This is a genomic window from Ruminococcus flavefaciens AE3010 (assembly GCF_000526795.1).
Lineage (GTDB): Bacteria > Bacillota > Clostridia > Oscillospirales > Ruminococcaceae > Ruminococcus > Ruminococcus flavefaciens_D.
The window spans coordinates 3038080-3053415 of the sequence record NZ_JAGT01000001.1 but is presented as its reverse complement, the minus strand read 5'-3'; the positions used below and the strand labels follow the sequence as shown (position 1 = coordinate 3053415).

The 15336-nt window shown below is 48.6% G+C and carries 14 protein-coding genes; 9 read left to right on the top strand and 5 right to left on the bottom strand.

All coding sequences use genetic code 11. From position 1 onward, the window contains the following. The first annotated feature begins 418 nt into the window (after nt 1–418). Nucleotides 419–928, top strand: coding sequence for an RNA polymerase sigma factor (locus N774_RS0113480; RefSeq protein WP_024861744.1), 510 nt, complete (start codon nt 419–421; stop codon nt 926–928). Between the two features lie 19 nt (nt 929–947). Continuing rightward, complete coding sequence (locus N774_RS0113475) at nt 948–3338, top strand: beta-propeller domain-containing protein (RefSeq protein WP_024861743.1); 2391 nt, start codon at nt 948–950, stop codon at nt 3336–3338. 37 nt (nt 3339–3375) lie between these two features. Here the strand turns inward: N774_RS0113475 and N774_RS0113470 are convergent, their stop codons facing one another. Genes N774_RS0113470 through N774_RS19240 form a run of 3 tightly spaced genes read right to left on the bottom strand, consistent with a single transcriptional unit; the run spans nt 3376 to nt 4864 of the window. Beyond that, nucleotides 3376–3729 carry a hypothetical protein gene (locus tag N774_RS0113470; RefSeq protein WP_024861742.1) on the bottom strand — a complete coding sequence of 118 codons (354 nt, stop codon included), beginning with the start codon at nt 3727–3729 and terminating at the stop codon, nt 3376–3378. 13 nt (nt 3730–3742) lie between these two features. After that, nucleotides 3743–4681 carry a calcium/sodium antiporter gene (locus N774_RS0113465; protein WP_024861741.1) on the bottom strand — a complete coding sequence of 313 codons (939 nt, stop codon included), beginning with the start codon at nt 4679–4681 and terminating at the stop codon, nt 3743–3745. Nucleotides 4682–4699: 18 nt separating this feature from the next. Continuing rightward, entirely contained in the window at nt 4700–4864 is a 165-nt protein-coding gene (locus N774_RS19240) for a hypothetical protein (RefSeq protein ID WP_155250401.1), read from the bottom strand. 159 nt (nt 4865–5023) lie between these two features. On the opposite strand from N774_RS19240, the gene N774_RS0113455 reads away from it, so the two are divergent. Both N774_RS0113455 and N774_RS0113450 read left to right on the top strand, forming a co-directional pair. Further along, nucleotides 5024–6373 carry an SLC13 family permease gene (locus N774_RS0113455; protein ID WP_024861740.1) on the top strand — a complete coding sequence of 450 codons (1350 nt, stop codon included), beginning with the start codon at nt 5024–5026 and terminating at the stop codon, nt 6371–6373. A gap of 20 nt (nt 6374–6393) precedes the next feature. Next, a complete protein-coding gene (locus N774_RS0113450; protein WP_024861739.1) occupies nt 6394–6993 on the top strand; it encodes an AAA family ATPase in 600 nt (199 codons plus the stop codon). A gap of 344 nt (nt 6994–7337) precedes the next feature. On the opposite strand, the gene N774_RS0113445 is transcribed toward N774_RS0113450, so the two are convergent. Beyond that, nucleotides 7338–9578, bottom strand: coding sequence for a glycosyl hydrolase (locus N774_RS0113445; protein WP_024861738.1), 2241 nt, complete (start codon nt 9576–9578; stop codon nt 7338–7340). Nucleotides 9579–9877: 299 nt separating this feature from the next. Between N774_RS0113445 and N774_RS0113440 the strand changes: the two genes are divergently transcribed. The 5 genes from N774_RS0113440 (at nt 9878) to N774_RS0113420 (ending at nt 13036) form a co-directional block, all read left to right on the top strand. Then, nucleotides 9878–10237 carry a hypothetical protein gene (locus N774_RS0113440; RefSeq protein WP_024861737.1) on the top strand — a complete coding sequence of 120 codons (360 nt, stop codon included), beginning with the start codon at nt 9878–9880 and terminating at the stop codon, nt 10235–10237. Beyond that, complete coding sequence (gene nth / locus N774_RS0113435; RefSeq protein ID WP_024861736.1) at nt 10234–10869, top strand: endonuclease III; 636 nt, start codon at nt 10234–10236, stop codon at nt 10867–10869. The genes N774_RS0113440 and nth overlap by 4 nt, the downstream gene beginning before the upstream one ends. 329 nt (nt 10870–11198) lie before the next feature. After that, a complete protein-coding gene (locus tag N774_RS0113430) occupies nt 11199–11594 on the top strand; it encodes a secondary thiamine-phosphate synthase enzyme YjbQ (RefSeq protein WP_024861735.1) in 396 nt (131 codons plus the stop codon). Between the two features lie 3 nt (nt 11595–11597). Further along, nucleotides 11598–12311 (top strand): NAD-dependent protein deacylase, encoded by a 714-nt coding sequence (locus N774_RS0113425; RefSeq protein ID WP_024861734.1) that lies wholly within the window; start codon nt 11598–11600, stop codon nt 12309–12311. Nucleotides 12312–12322: 11 nt separating this feature from the next. After that, a complete protein-coding gene (locus N774_RS0113420) occupies nt 12323–13036 on the top strand; it encodes a hypothetical protein (RefSeq protein WP_024861733.1) in 714 nt (237 codons plus the stop codon). A 231-nt stretch (nt 13037–13267) separates the two neighbouring features. Here the strand turns inward: N774_RS0113420 and N774_RS0113415 are convergent, their stop codons facing one another. Beyond that, entirely contained in the window at nt 13268–14872 is a 1605-nt protein-coding gene (locus N774_RS0113415) for an ABC-F family ATP-binding cassette domain-containing protein (RefSeq protein WP_024861732.1), read from the bottom strand. Between the last annotated feature and the right edge of the window lie 464 nt (nt 14873–15336).

The following is a 15336-nucleotide window of genomic DNA, read 5'->3' as shown; positions in this document are numbered from 1 at the left end:
TCATAAACATTACCGTTAATTGAAATAAGGAAGAAAAACTTTGTAATAAAGCCATTAGCCGTTAGCCGAAAGAGTTCGCTTGCGCTCACAACATTTAAATTATTCGCCGAAGGCGATACATTGGCTAATAGCTAAGGGCTAAAGGCTAAAGGCTGAATTCTACGATAAGTGAGAATAAAGGTGATACTTCCCTAATTCAATCATTATTATACATGATTTATTAAGAAATGTCAATGAAGTTTTCTGCGTTTTTTCCACCAAAAGCGCATTTTTGTGGGTTGAAAATTTATATATCGTCATACTGTACAATCGAGTACAGTATTTTTTGTGCAAAGAGTAAATTCTGTAGCTCCCTTGCAGCAAATCGCACCTGCTGCAACACTTATGTTATGAATTCGAATTCAAAGGAGGGATTCGCATGAACGACTTTTCTAATGACGTCGATCTCGCCCGACAGGGCAACACCGAAGCTTTCGCAAGACTCTACTCCACTGTATACGAGGATCTCTACCATATCGCACTATACAGCCTGCGAAGCTCCCATGACGCTGCCGATGCGGTAAGCGATACTGTTCTGGACGCTTTTTGCTCAATTAAGAAGCTCCGCAGTCCCGAAAGCTTCAAAAGCTGGATCATGTCTATCCTCGCTGCTAAGATAAAACGTAAACAGCGCTCGTATTTCGAGCCTGCCGACGAGCTCAGCGATGACTCTCCCCTTTCGGAGGGCTTCAGTTTCGAGTCGGTGGAGCTCCGCGACGCTGTGGACAAGCTGGACGACGAATCAAGGCTGCTGCTTTCCATGTCCGTGCTGGGCGGCTATACCAGTGAAGAAATATCGCAGATGTGCGGTATCAGATCGGGTACGGTGCGCTCAAAGCTGACGCGCATAAAGCAGAAGCTGCGCCTTGAACTGACTCCCGAATTATGATCGTGAAAGGAGAATCAACATGAATAACGATGATAAGCTCAGAGAGCAGATGAAGTCAGAGCCCGTTCCCGAAAGGCTGAAGCCTGAGAATATAAAAATAATGCTTGATAATGAAGCACCCAAGAAAAAGAGAAGCGGCATCTCCATGGCAGGACGTGTTGCAGCTGCTGCGGCTGCTTGTACTGTTATCGGCGGAACTGCCGCATATACAATGAACAACAGAAATTTTGATAAAAGTACGACAAGCTATAAGGAACCTCTTTATGAGAATACCGCTGCCGACACAGTTCCTGCCGCAGAGCCCACAGCAACCAAGCAGACAAACTATATGAGCGGCGCAAAGGACTACGAACAGGTATACACCATGTTCAAGGCAGCCGCAGGCAAATACAAGGAAGAGATAAAAAAAGAAAAACGCAATCTTGTCAAGACAGAGGAAACTGTATCGGGTATCGAAGAGTACGATATGGGTGACGCTGCTGCCGAAAGCTTTGACGAAAGCTATCTGGGCAGCGGCAAGGGCGGCGGACTTGATACCTATACCAATGAGCCCGAGGTGCCAATTATTGACGGTCAGCTCCCCACAGAGCCTGATACCGAGCCTGTGACCGAGCCCACGACGGAAGCTTCTACAGAGGACTCCACCGAGTCGACTACAGAGCCCACCACTGAGACGCCCTCCACAGAGAAAGATCCCGAGCACTCCGAGACCTACTATCAGGAACAGGACGTTCTCGAAGCCGATATCGTCAAGACCGACGGCAAGCGCATCTATTACGTTTGCATGACCAAGAACGATAAGCCCGTTCTGCAAACAGCCGATGTAAAGGACGGAAAGTTCACAGGTAACTCCACTGTATATATATCAGACGCTGTTTTAGAGGACGATGAGGACTCATATGTCAACGTCAGCGATATGTATGTCTACAATGATATGATAGTCATTCTCGGAAGATATTCCAAATACACAGATTATTATACCGACTACACATTCGTCGCATTCTATACCACAGGTGATGACCCCGAACTGATAGATGTATACAAGCAGACAGGCTACTATAACGACGTAAGGATATCTCCCGAGGGCTATATGCTCCTTACATCGACCTATTCAAGCTGCGGGTTCGACGAGCTCGACGGCAGCGACGATATAGAGCGTTATATCCCATGCTTCGGACTCACTAAGGAGTACGGCGCTGTTGCAGCAGAGGATATACTCCTCCCCAATGAATTCGACACATCGAACTGGCTCAGCTATACTGTTGTGGGCAGCATCGACCTCAGCAAAACAGGCGCTCCCGCAGTCCGCGATATAAAGACTATGGCAGGCTATTCGGGAAGCATTTACTGCTCAGCAGATAATCTCTATATAGCTTCCTACAACTGGAACGTCACAACGGCCAACACAAATATCACACGTATCTCCGTCAAGGGCGGCAATATCGAGCCGCAGGCAGGCTGCACCATAAACGGACACGTAAACGATCAGTTCTCAATGAGCGAGTATAACGGCTACCTGCGCGTGGCTGCCTCCTACACCGAGTACAAGGAGATCTTCCACGAATACTCAGGCGATGAAGGCTTCATCGACGGCTTGTGGAACAGGATAAAGGGAGAAGAAAACGGCTATTACACCTACGAGACCGTAACGAAAGACAACAGAGTTTACGTCCTCGACATGGATCTGAATATGGTGGGCAGCATAGACGGTCTCGGCATCGACGAAGAGGTCAAGTCCGCAAGCTTCAGCGGAAATATGGCTTACATCGTAACATTCCGCCAGACAGACCCGCTGTACGCAGTAGACCTCAGCGATCCGACAAATCCTGTAGTCCTTGACGAGCTCAAGCTGAACGGCTTCAGCACATATATGCAGTCATGGAACGAAAACCTGCTCCTCGGCTTCGGCGAGAACGCTGATGACAACGGCAGGGTAACAGGCATTAAGCTGACGCTGTTCGATAACTCCGATCCCAACGATCTCAAGGTGGCAGACTCCTATACATGGGATATGTCTCAGTATGATGATGACTTCTGGTCAGACCCGTCAGGTCAGACCTATGAATATATCAGCTCGGTTGCTGTATGGGAAAGAAAGGCTCTGCTCATAGCTCCCGAAAAGAACCTCATAGGAGTGCCCCTGAGCCGCGATAAGACTCAGTACGGCGAGGATTACTACGACTGTGAGAACTCTATAACATACCAGTATGTGTTCTTCAGCGTTGAGGACGGAAAGCTTGTGGAAAAAGGCATTATCGATAACACAGTAGACCTCAATGAAGGCTATTATAACAGAAGCTTCTTCAACAGAGCTATATATATAGGCGACTATGTATATGCCCTTTCAGCAAGAAAGATCGTCGCAGCCTCTATCGACACCCTTGAAATTTCAGATGAATTAGAATTCTGACAAAAAAGCTCCCGCGGAATGACCGTGGGAGCTGATCTTATTTCATATGGACAAAGGGTATCAACGCAAACATCATCGGGAAAAGGAAGGTACAGCCGAAAAGGAATATCATCGACGCTGCGCCAAGGATAATATAGAGCTTGCCGCTTTTTGGGTGTCCGCCCGATATGTTTATGACGCCGAGTATTATACCTAAAAGAGGTATCATAAGAGATATGACAATAAACATCGCCTGAGGCTCATCGGGTCCCTGTACGCAAAAGCCCTGCCTGTTCTGAGGATAGCCGTTATTATAGCTGCTGTTTCTTGCAGGGTGGTCTATGTAGGAATCGCAGTACGGGCATTTTTCTTCGTTTTCGGATATTGAAGCTCCGCAGTGTTTACAGGTCATAATATCTCCCCCTTTATCTCATGAATATATATGTTGTGTAGCCTGCATAGATCGCAAGCATAAGTCCGCCGTGCCAGCGTACAAGCTTCTTTTTAGGTGCACACAGCAGAAGCACGAACAGGCTCATGGCAATGAGGACTGCCGTATCTATGGTGTTCTGCACCGTAAAGGCAATTGGCGAGATAGTCGCCGCTATTCCCAGAACGAACAGGATATTGAATATGTTTGAGCCGACTACGTTTCCCAGAGCCATGTCAACCTCGCCCTTGCGAGCTGCAACGATAGATGTAACAAGCTCGGGGAGGCTGGTTCCGAGAGCCACGATAGTCATGCCGATAAGGTTGTCCGACATGCCGAAAGCCCGTGCGATATCAGAAGCGCCCTCAACTACCATTTTGCCGCCCACAGCTATGGCAGCTCCGCCGCCGACTATGCACAGCAGGCACTTCCACACAGGCATTATCTTGTATTCGTCCTCTTCCGTAAGCTCTCCCTTATCGCGGGCTTTTTTTGCTGAGCTTATCATCATGTAAAGGAAGAACACAAACAGCGCAAGGAGCACAGCTCCGCCCCACCGCATGACCGTGCCCGTAAATGCCCCAAGTCCGAGGAGAACTCCTGCCGCCAGAACAGAAAAGGGCAGGTCCTTTTTTATGGTGTCCTTTCCAACCGCCATTGGACAAAGCAGGGCACAGACTCCGCATACCACCATAAGGTTGAATATATTGGAGCCTACAGCGTTGCTTATGGCAAGGTCGTTCTTGCCCAGTACCGAGGCGCTTACGCTGACTGAGGTCTCGGGCAGACTGGTACCCATGGCAACTATGGTCATTCCTATGATAAGAGCAGGCACCTTCAGCCTCTTGGCAACAGCCGAGCTTCCGTCAACAAAAAAGTCCGCGCCCTTGATAAGAAGCACAAATCCGCCTACCAGCAAAATATACTTGAGCATTTATCCATTCTCTCCCATTCAGTCTGCAATTATAAGTTCTTTTGAACCCGTTACAAGTTCTATAGCCTTTTGACTGCATATATTATTATAACACATATCTGCGGAAATAGCAAGTATCTGCACAAAAAAATCTTTTAAACGGGCAAAGACACTCTGACCAAAAAATATCTCTTTTTTCGTCAAATTCCAACAACTTCCCCAAAATTTCATTTAAGCCTAAAAAAAACAATAATTGTATTGAATTGGAGCCTTATTTGTGCTATAATTCGGAATGGTGTATTTTTACCTATTTAATAGGTGATTTAATTCTGCGGTGCAATATCCGCAAATTTGGAGGTTTTTATGTCAGCAGCACAGATCTTTGCCGTCATTATCTTCGTGGGAATGTTCATAATGATAGTTCTCGACAAGATAGAGAGGCACTACGTCACACTCGGCAGCGGTATCCTCACCCTTGCCGTTGTATTCGGTATCTGTATGCACAGCGGAAGTGCAATAATGGATACCCTCGCAATAAAGAGCTTCGCTACCAAGGATTTCTGGTATCAGGTCACTGAGAGCGAAAGCAAGGGCATCAACTGGGCAACTATCATCTTCATCGCAGGCATGATGGTAATGGTGGAAGGCATGGCTAAGGCAGGCTTCTTCCGCTGGCTCTGCATGAAGATAGCCTATCTGGTAAAATGCAAAACAATACCTATCTTCATCACATTCATGATAATGGCAGCAGTTCTCTCAATGTTCATTGACAGTATCACCGTTATCATGTTCCTTGCAGCAGTTACCATAGAATTATCCTCACTGCTCAAATTCAATCCCGTACCTATGATACTCTCGGAGATATTCTGCGCCAACTTAGGCGGCTCGGCAACAATGTGCGGAGATCCGCCCAACATCATCATCGGTACTTCGCTGGGCTTCTCCTTCTTCGACTTCCTCACAAACACGGGTCTCTGCGCAGGCATATCACTGGCAGTTTCCGTTGTGTTCCTGTACTTTGCTTTCCGCAAGGAGTTCACAGACACCAAGGAAAAGGTGGATATGAGCAAGTTCCCCAAGCCCTCAGAGGCTATCACCAACAAGAAGGACTTCATCATCAGCAGTATCATCTTCGGACTTGCAGTTCTTCTCCTTGTTACTCACGCTACAACACATCTCACCGTAGCCACTATCGGTCTCTTCATTGCAGCTATTACCCTTATCGCCTTTGGCAAGCACGCAATGGAGCTTATCAAAAAGTTGGACTACAAGACTCTCCTCTTCTTCATCGGTCTGTTCGTAGTGGTAAGCGGACTTGAAGAAACAGGCATACTCAAGCTTATCGCCAACTTCATCGGCGATATCAGCGGCGGCAACGTAATGCTCATGCTGGCTATCATACTCTGGGTATCCGCTATCGCCAGCGCATTCGTGGACAATATCCCATTTGCAGCTACAATGGTACCTATTATCCAGAGCCTTGCAGAGACCTCGGGCGTACCGATCTCAACTCTCGCATGGGGACTTGCTATGGGTACAGATATCGGCGGCAGCGCTACTCCTATCGGAGCTTCCGCAAACGTTGTGGGAACCTCCGTTGCACAGAAAAACGGCTATCCTATCGGCTGGGGCAGATACTGCAAGAAGCTGGCTCCTGCCACAGTAATAGTTCTTGCGATATCAACAGTCTATTTATTTGTTCGTTATTTATAATTCAATAAGGGGGAATATATATGTCACAGGTAATCATTTCAGTAGGTCGTGAGTTTGGAAGCGGCGGCAAGGCTATTGCCGAGCAGCTTGCAAAGCGCTTTAATATCCCGATATACGACCGCCATCTCATCACCGAGATCGCAGACAAAACAGGTCTTACTCCCGATGAGATCGAGAAGTACAACGAAAAGCCAAAGAATTCTTTCCTTTCACGCAGAGTAAACGGCTACAGCAACTCCATTGAGGACAATATCGCCGAAATGCAGTTCACATTCCTCAGAGAAAAGGCAGCCAGCGGCGAGTCCTTCGTTGTAGTGGGACGCTGCTCGGAGACAAAGCTCCGCGATTTCAAGTGCCTTGTGTCACTGTTCATACTGGGTGATATGAGCGAGAAGATCAAGCGCGTCATGAACGTCTACAACCTCACAGAGGACAAGGCTAAGGCGTTCATCGACAAGAAGGACCGCAAGAGAAAGCGCTACCACAACTATCACTGCGACGGTCACTGGGGCGACTCACGTCTTTACGACCTGAGCATAAACAGCTCACGTCTTGGACTTGACAAAACAGTTGACCTGCTTGAAGAGTATATCAAGTCCAGAATGGGTGAGGACTTATAAGCACTTAACCATTATAGCAAGGACGCCCGTTGGGCGTCCTTTTTATTTGCATTAATGTATCTCTTTTAGGGACGCCGTTTCGGCGCCCGTCCAATTACACATAGACTTTAAGTGACCAACTGTAGGGAACGGCGCCCCCGCCGTTCCGCAAAACATGTTACGTAACAAATGGAACGCCGAGGGCGGCGTTCCCTACACATAGTTTCGACATAATCGGACTGTGACCCGCGGGCGGCGAAACGCCGCCCCTACAATAATCGTCCGCGCATGCAGACACATTAATTATGCATTATGAATTACGCATTAAAAAAGCTGCACAGATGTGCAGCTTTTTTCGTTATGATTTACTTTTCTGTCGGATAAAGGCTGTCTATCTTCTTGAGGAGATATTCCTGTATCCTGAGAGCGTCATTTGCTGTTATTCCCTCGCTGGAGCGGTCTACGTCGCCTAAATTCCAGCCTGTCTCTGTGATATGGCTCTTTTCTGTGCCTTCAAGTCCGTACTTGTTGGGATTTGCAAGCGCCTGCATGATAAGCACAACGTCACTCATGTCAACTGTCTTATCATCGTTTGCATCGCCCCATACGGGTTCAAGTGCGCCGCCCATGAGGTAGTGTACTTCGCAGCTGTCTATGGTGTAGGGCTGGTCGATAGCCTTTTCTGTAGCAGCGTTCCATACATTTGACCACCATACCTGGACCTCACAGCTTGTGAATGTATCGGGCATTTCTTTAAGGTCAACATGGACTGTGAGCTTGCCGTCCTTGTCGGCATTGCCCTTCCACTCTATGTTCTGCCAGTCGTCAGCTGTTGTACCGAAGCCGACAGCACCGCCGATAGAAGCATTAGGTGCGCCTGTAAGGTCTATCTGCATCTCCTTGCCAACTGCAAGCTTTGGCTTCTCGGGGATAGTTACAGTCTTCTTCTGGATAGCGAACTTATAAGCAGTTGTAGTTGTGGTAGCATTTGGGTCTGCTGTAGTAGTCGCTGTAGTTGTGGAGGTAGTTGTCTTTGAAGGATCGGGAGGAGTTACGCCGTTCTTCTTGTAGAGGTCCTTGGGAAGCTCGTCAAGAGTTATGCAGTACTCGCTCTGATACATTGCGATAGTATCTTCCTTGGTGTTGAATGTGGGATTTGACAGGAAGTCTGTAGTGTCAGAGCCGCCGTCATACCATGTACAGAAGTACAGCCAGCCTGCCTTTTCCTCCTGAAGCTTATCGGGAGTCGAGAAGCTGTCGTTCTCTGCCATTGATACCATCTTTGCACTGTCGTACTTCTCCATGATACCGTAGAATGTGGACGAGAACGGGCTGTCGTTGTGGTAGTATCTTGCGCTGCCTGTTGTCCAGTCGGTGCAGCTGTACTTATCGTAGCCGATTATGTCAACATAAGCGTCGCCCGGGTACCAGTCCTTGGAAGTACCGAAGTTGTAGCTGTTCCACTCCCAGATAAGGTTGTGGCAGTTCAGCTCGTTGGTAAGAGTCTCATAGGTGTATATCCAAAGCTTCTTATATGCTGCGGAGCCCTCTCTGCCCCACCAGAACCATGAGCCTGTCTCACCGCCGCCGCCCTCGGCTTCGTGGAGAGGTCTCCAGATAACTGGGATACCCTCGGCTTCAAGCTTGTTGAACTCCTTGGCGAGAGTTTTGAGAGTTGAGAGGTAGTATTCGTTTTCCTTTGTGCCTGCCGTAGCAGCCTTTGAGGGTGAAAAATCAGTGTCCTTAGCGGTATATGTAGACTGTGCCCAGTCCATTTTTGTGCCTATCTTATAGCTTGCGAAATCCTTTGGCACGTTGATGTGGTAGGAAGCGGTAGCGATACCGCCCTTGTTCTTTACCCAGTCGATGATGCGGTCTGTTGAGCCGTCGTCACTGCCGTAGAGAGGACAGCAGAAGTTGCCGTAGTCAAAGCCGCGGATAGCAGGATAGTGACCTGTAGTGTCCTTGAGGTACTTGAACTCTGTTTCAAGTCCGTGAGGACCGCCGCTGTATATCTCCTGCTGACCTGAGATTATATGCTTGCCGTAGTTCTCAGCAAGGTAAGCCATAAGGCTCTGTGTCTCAACTGTTGCCAGCTGGTCACAGGGAGTTGTCTGCTTTGCTTCTATCTTGGCGCCTGACATAGGCTCGGCTGTGAGGTAGTCGAACTGTGACCAGCCCCATGACTTCTCGATAACAATGGTGTTCTCGCCTGCTTTGAGAGGGATAGCAGTGAGCTCCACGGGCTGATACTCAGTGCCCTGAGGGATACCGATAGCGCCCTGTGAGGAGCCGTTTACAGTAAGATTCTGCTGCTTATCGGTACCTATACCGAAAGCATAGAATGTGAGCTTGTAGGGACCGCCCTCCTCAACGGTGAGCTTTACGGTGATAGTTCCGTCCTCTGTCATTTTGAGGACAGAGCCGCCGCTGGCAGATGAGTCCTTTTCCACTGTGATAGTCCCTGTTATCTCAGCGTCCTCGAACTCAAACTTTATGGGCTCATCAGCAGCAGTCACAAAGGCTGTGCTGCAGAGCGCACTGTTCAGCAGCATTGCTGCAGACATGAGCGCTGCGCCCGATTTTTTGAAAAGTTTCATTCCCATGTTTAATATCCTCCTGTTTTGATATTTTTTGCACTTTAATTATACCATTATTTCAGTAAAAATCAAGAACAGGAACAAATTGTTTAAATCCCCGTAAAAATTTTCGTATACCCGCACAATCGGGGATAATCCTATTTGTCATTTAGTTCAAATTTAACTTAAATCTTGCTTAAATTATACTTTAGTTAAATCAAAGCAAAATCGCCTTGCATTTTCTCACATTCTGTTGACATTTTCGCTAAAAAGGTGTATAATTTCATTATAGTTTCATCAACTTTGTCTATGAGGAGAGTGAGTAAATGACCGAATATCTTACAAACTACATGAAATACATTCAGGAGCGCCTTGAAAAATGCCAAAGCGAACAGGAGCTCAGCGAGATAATGGCTGAGCATAAAGACAAGATCGCCTTTATGCAGCATGAAAGGATAGTCCATTTTCTGGTGACTATGCTGTTCGCATTCATTCTGACTGTATTCTTCGCTGTACTCATCTTCAACGTCAATCTTGCAGTTCTCTCCCTTGTGACAATAGTTCTTGTGCTTCTGCTGTTCTACATCAAGCACTACTACTTCCTCGAAAACACGGTGCAGAAGATGTACAAGGTCTACGACAGTATCCTTGAAAAACAGAAAAAACTGAAGGAGACTGCCAAATGACGAAAAAAGAGATAGCAAAATTAGCCGTTGAGGAGCTTGAAAAGCTCTACCCCGACGCGACCTGCTCACTGAACTATTCAAAGCCTTATGAGCTTATGTTTGCGGCGCGGCTGGCTGCCCAGTGTACCGACGCCCGCGTGAATATAGTCACGGAGACGCTTTTCAAGAAATACCCTACCCTTGAAGCCTTTGCAAATGCCGAAATCTCCGAGCTTGAACAGGACGTGAAGCCCTGCGGCTTCTACAGGAACAAGGCAAAGAGCCTCAAGGAAATGGCTTCGCAGCTCATAAACGACTTCGGCGGAGAGGTGCCCGACACTATGGAGGAGCTTCTCACCCTGTCGGGTATCGGCAGAAAGACCGCAAACCTTATGCTTGGGGACGTTTTCGGTAAGCCTGCCATGGTGACCGATACCCACTGCATACGCATAACAGGGAGATTGGGACTGACTAAAAATAAAGAGCCTGCAAAGGTGGAAAAGGATCTTGTGAAGCTGATCCCCCCCGAGGTATCCTCGGACTTCTGCCACAGAACAGTGGAATTCGGACGGGATATATGTAATGCCCGAAAGCCGCGGTGTGAGGAATGTCCGCTGAATTATTTCTGCAAATACTACAATGATAAATCATAATTTACGTTTGTAGGGGCGGATATTATCCGCCCGAAATGTAGGGGACGGCGTCTCGACGTCCCGTTTGGTAGGGACGTTTTCCGAAAAACATTAAGGGACGCCCTCTCTTGCAGGGCGTCCCTCTCCCGAAAACAATTCACTGGATTGTTTTCGGGATTCACCCTTGCGGAGCGCCTTCGTAAAGTTTCGCTGTTCTTTAAAAGCTGGGAACAGCGACCAGAGGCGCTGCCTCTGGACTCTGCCAAAGGAACACAGTCCCTTTGGAATCCCGTTCATATCCTCAGGAAGTTATTACGTTAAATTATGATTTACGAAAGGAGTTATAATAAATGTTATTCAATTTCAAGCTTAGTACTCCCGCTGAGGGACTTGTCGATATCACACGCGAGGTAACAGAAGCCGTTAAGGAAAGCGGCGTTCTCGAGGGCATATGCATCATATACTGCCCACACACCACAGCCGCTATCACCATTAACGAAAACGCCGACCCCGATGTGCAGACCGACTTCATCAAGGGTATGGATAAATTCTTCCCCGACCTTCAGAGCTTTAGGCACGCTGAGGGCAACTCCGACGCTCATATCAAGTCCTCTGCCGTAGGCGCAAGCGAGACCGTTATCATCACAGGCGGAAAGCTCCTGCTCGGCACATGGCAGGATATCTACTTCTGCGAATTTGACGGTCCGAGAACAAGAAAATTCTTCGTAAAGGTCATGGGGGACTGAGCTATGGACAATATAGAAAAGCTGGCAAAAATCGTTGACGAGTCCAAAAACATCGTTTTTTTCGGCGGCGCAGGAGTCTCCACGGAAAGCGGTATCCCCGATTTCCGCAGCGTTGACGGTCTCTACAGTCAGCAGTGGGACTACCCTCCCGAGACTATCCTCAGCCACACGTTCTTTATGAAAAAGACCGAGGAGTTCTACCGCTTCTACAGGGCGAAGATGCTCTGCCTTGACGCAAAGCCCAATGCGGCTCATATCAAGCTTGCCGAGCTTGAAAAAGAGGGCAAGCTCACCGCCGTTGTAACTCAGAACATAGACGGTCTGCATCAGGCAGCAGGCAGCAAAACTGTCTATGAGCTCCACGGCAGCGTTCTGCGCAATTACTGCACAAAATGCGGTAAATTCCACGATGTTCACTTTATCATGGACTCTGAGGGAGTTCCAAAATGCGAATGCGGCGGCGTTGTCAAGCCCGATGTTGTCCTCTATGAGGAGTCCCTTGACGACAACACCGTAAACGGAGCAGTCCGCTCCATAAGCAGCGCCGATACCCTCATAATCGGCGGTACCTCCCTTAATGTATATCCTGCCGCCGGACTGATACGCTACTTCCGCGGCAATAACCTCGTTATAATCAATATGTCTCCCACTCAGATGGACAGCAATGCAGACCTGCTCATCTGCGACAGGATAGGAGATGTTTTCTCGCATATTTAGGAGGATATCCCATGAAACGACTTACAGCAGCCGCTTTATCAGCGATATTGCTTGCAGGCTGCGGTTCGGGAAAAACAGTCAGCGCCGATGAACGGTCAGCTGCTGCTCCCATGCCAAAAGCCGCAGACCTGTCATCTTCCAGAGGAAGCGCCGATCCAAGCTCCGCCGAAAGCCGTATCATTTATCGTGAAAGACTATACAATACCGATTCCAGTACAAAATCCAACCTCATAGTCCAGTCGGACGGGACGGTCTGGTGTGGCTTCTATTCAAAGGAAGAGGGCACTATCGACCGCTTTAACCGCCTGTGGACAAGCGAAACGGACTATGAGAATTTCTTTGAGCTTGACGACGACAGATGGCTGAAAGCCATTCTCACCGAGACAAAGGACGACGATTTCCTGCTGTTCAAGGACACCGAAGGCTTTGAAGCTCTCAGCGGTGAAAGTCTTGAAAAGCTTAACAGCCTCGTTGAAAGCTCCGACCCTTTCAGTGCCTGCAATGTCAAAACAGCCTCAGAAGCTGAGGCTGCGCCTGCGGTCTTGGAGACTGAGTACAGCTTTGTAGACCTCATATGCAGCGGCGAGATATACCGCGTTTATGAGTACACCCAAAGCACCGAGAAGATCGTTCAGGACGACAGCGCTTCGGAAGCTGTGGAGCTCGTTCACAGCTGCGCGTTTTACAACGAATGGAAAGAGCTGTGCAGAGAAAAGCTGGTATAAACATATAAAGCCCGAAAGCGAAATGCTTTCGGGCTTTGTTAATTAATATCGTCTTTCTACAAATCGGGCGGATAATATCCGCCCCTACAATAGTTTCATGTTATTTTTTATGAAAGGCATACACGGGCTGATGTGGGCATAAGCCCCTACATTTTGTCATTTAGAGTTCGTGTGTAATTTGACGGGCGCCGAAACGGCGCCCCTACAAGCTAACGGCTAATGGCTAACGGCTTATAATAAGCCGTTCTCTTTCTTGAAGTCGATGAACTCCTCATATGTTCCCTGTCTGTCAAGACAGCCGTCGGGAGTTATCTCGATTATACGATTAGCTGTGGTCTGCATTATCTCATGATCGTGAGAAGCAAGAAGCACTACGCCCTTGAAGTTGATAAGGCTGTTGTTTACAGCGGTTATGCTTTCAAGGTCGAGGTGGTTGGTAGGACGGTCAAGCACCAGCACGTTTGAGCCGAAAAGCATCATGCGTGAGAACATGCATCTCACCTTTTCGCCTCCCGAGAGAACGTTGACAGGCTTGTACACGTCGTCTCCCGAGAAGAGCATACGTCCCAGAAAACCTCGGAGATAGGTCTCGGTCTCGTCCTTTACGGAGTACTGGCGTATCCAGTCAAGTATGGACAGCTCGCAGCCGTTGAAGTACTCGGAGTTATCCACGGGCATATAAGATGTGGTAACAGATACGCCCCACTTGAAGCTTCCCGAGTCGGGCTGCTCCTCCTCCATGAGTATCTTGAACAGCATGGTGATAGCCTGCTCGCTCTCGCCCACGAAAGCCACTTTATCTGTTCTGCCGAGGGTGAAGCTTACGTTGTTGAGCAGCTTCACGCCGTCAACGGTCTTGGTAAGTCCCTCCACCTGCAATATGTCCTTGCCCAGCTCTCTGTCCATATCGAAGCCGATGAACGGATATCTTCTGCTGGACGCAGGGAGCTCCTCAACGGTGAGCTTTTCAATGAGCTTACGGCGTGAGGTAGCCTGATTGGACTTTGATTTATTAGCGGAGAATCGGGCGATGAAGTCTTTCAGCTCCTTTATTTTCTCCTCGTTCTTCTTGTTCTGCTGCTTTATCATGCGCTGTATGAGCTGGCTGGACTCGTACCAGAACTCATAGTTGCCGACGTACATCTTTATCTTGTTGTAGTCGATATCAACGATGTGGGTGCAGACGTTATTGAGAAAGTGACGGTCATGGGATACCACGATGACAGTACCGAAGTACTCTGAGAGGAACTCCTCCAGCCAGCGCACAGCGTCGATATCAAGGTGGTTGGTAGGCTCGTCAAGGAGTATGATGTCGGGATTGCCGAAAAGAGCCTGTGCAAGGAGCACCTTTACCTTTTCGTTACCCGAAAGTCCTGCCATCTGCGAGTAGAGTATATCCTCGGAGAGACCAAGCCCCTGTATGAGCTTTGAAGCGTCTGACTCTGCCTCCCAGCCGTTGAGCTCTGCGAATTCGCCCTCCAGCTCAGAAGCCTTGACGCCATCCTCCTCGGAGAAGTCCTCCTTGGCGTAGAGGGCGTCCTTTTCCTGCATTATCTCGTAAAGACGGGCATTGCCCATAATAACTGTATCGAGGACTGTGTATTCGTCGTATGCGAAGTGGTCCTGTTTGAGGACGCTGAGGCGCTCCTCCTTTGGCATAGTCACCTCGCCCGATGCAGGTTCAAGCTCGCCGCAGAGAACGCGGAGGAATGTGGACTTGCCTGCTCCGTTGGCGCCGATAACGCCGTAGCAGTTGCCGTTTGTGAATTTAAGGTTTACGTTTTTGAAAAGTGTTGAGCCGCCGAACTGCACGCTCACATTACTTACTGTTATCATATTTTCTCCCTTCGTAAATCATAATTTAACGTAATAACTTCCTGAGGATATGAACGGGATTCCAAAGGGACTGTGTTCCTTTGGCAGAGTGACTCCCCATAAGATGGGGAGATGTCGCGTAGCGACAGAGGGGACGTACCAGTAAGGTCAGAGGCAGCGCCTCTGGTCGCTGTTCCCAGCTTTTAAAGAACAGCGAAACTTTACGAAGGCGCTCCTAACAGGAGCGACGACCCTCTGCCCTTCGGGCATCTCCCTATACTATAGGGAGTCACCGCAAGGGTGAATCCCGAAAACAATCCAGTGAATTGTTTTCGGGAGAGGGTGACTCCCCACGGGGTGGGGAGATGTCGCAGCGCGACAGAGGGGACGGACCCGATTAGGGGGCCCTGCAAGAGAGGGCGTCCCTTAATGTTTTTCGGAAAACGTCCCTACCAAACGGGATGTCGAGACGCCGTCCCCTACAT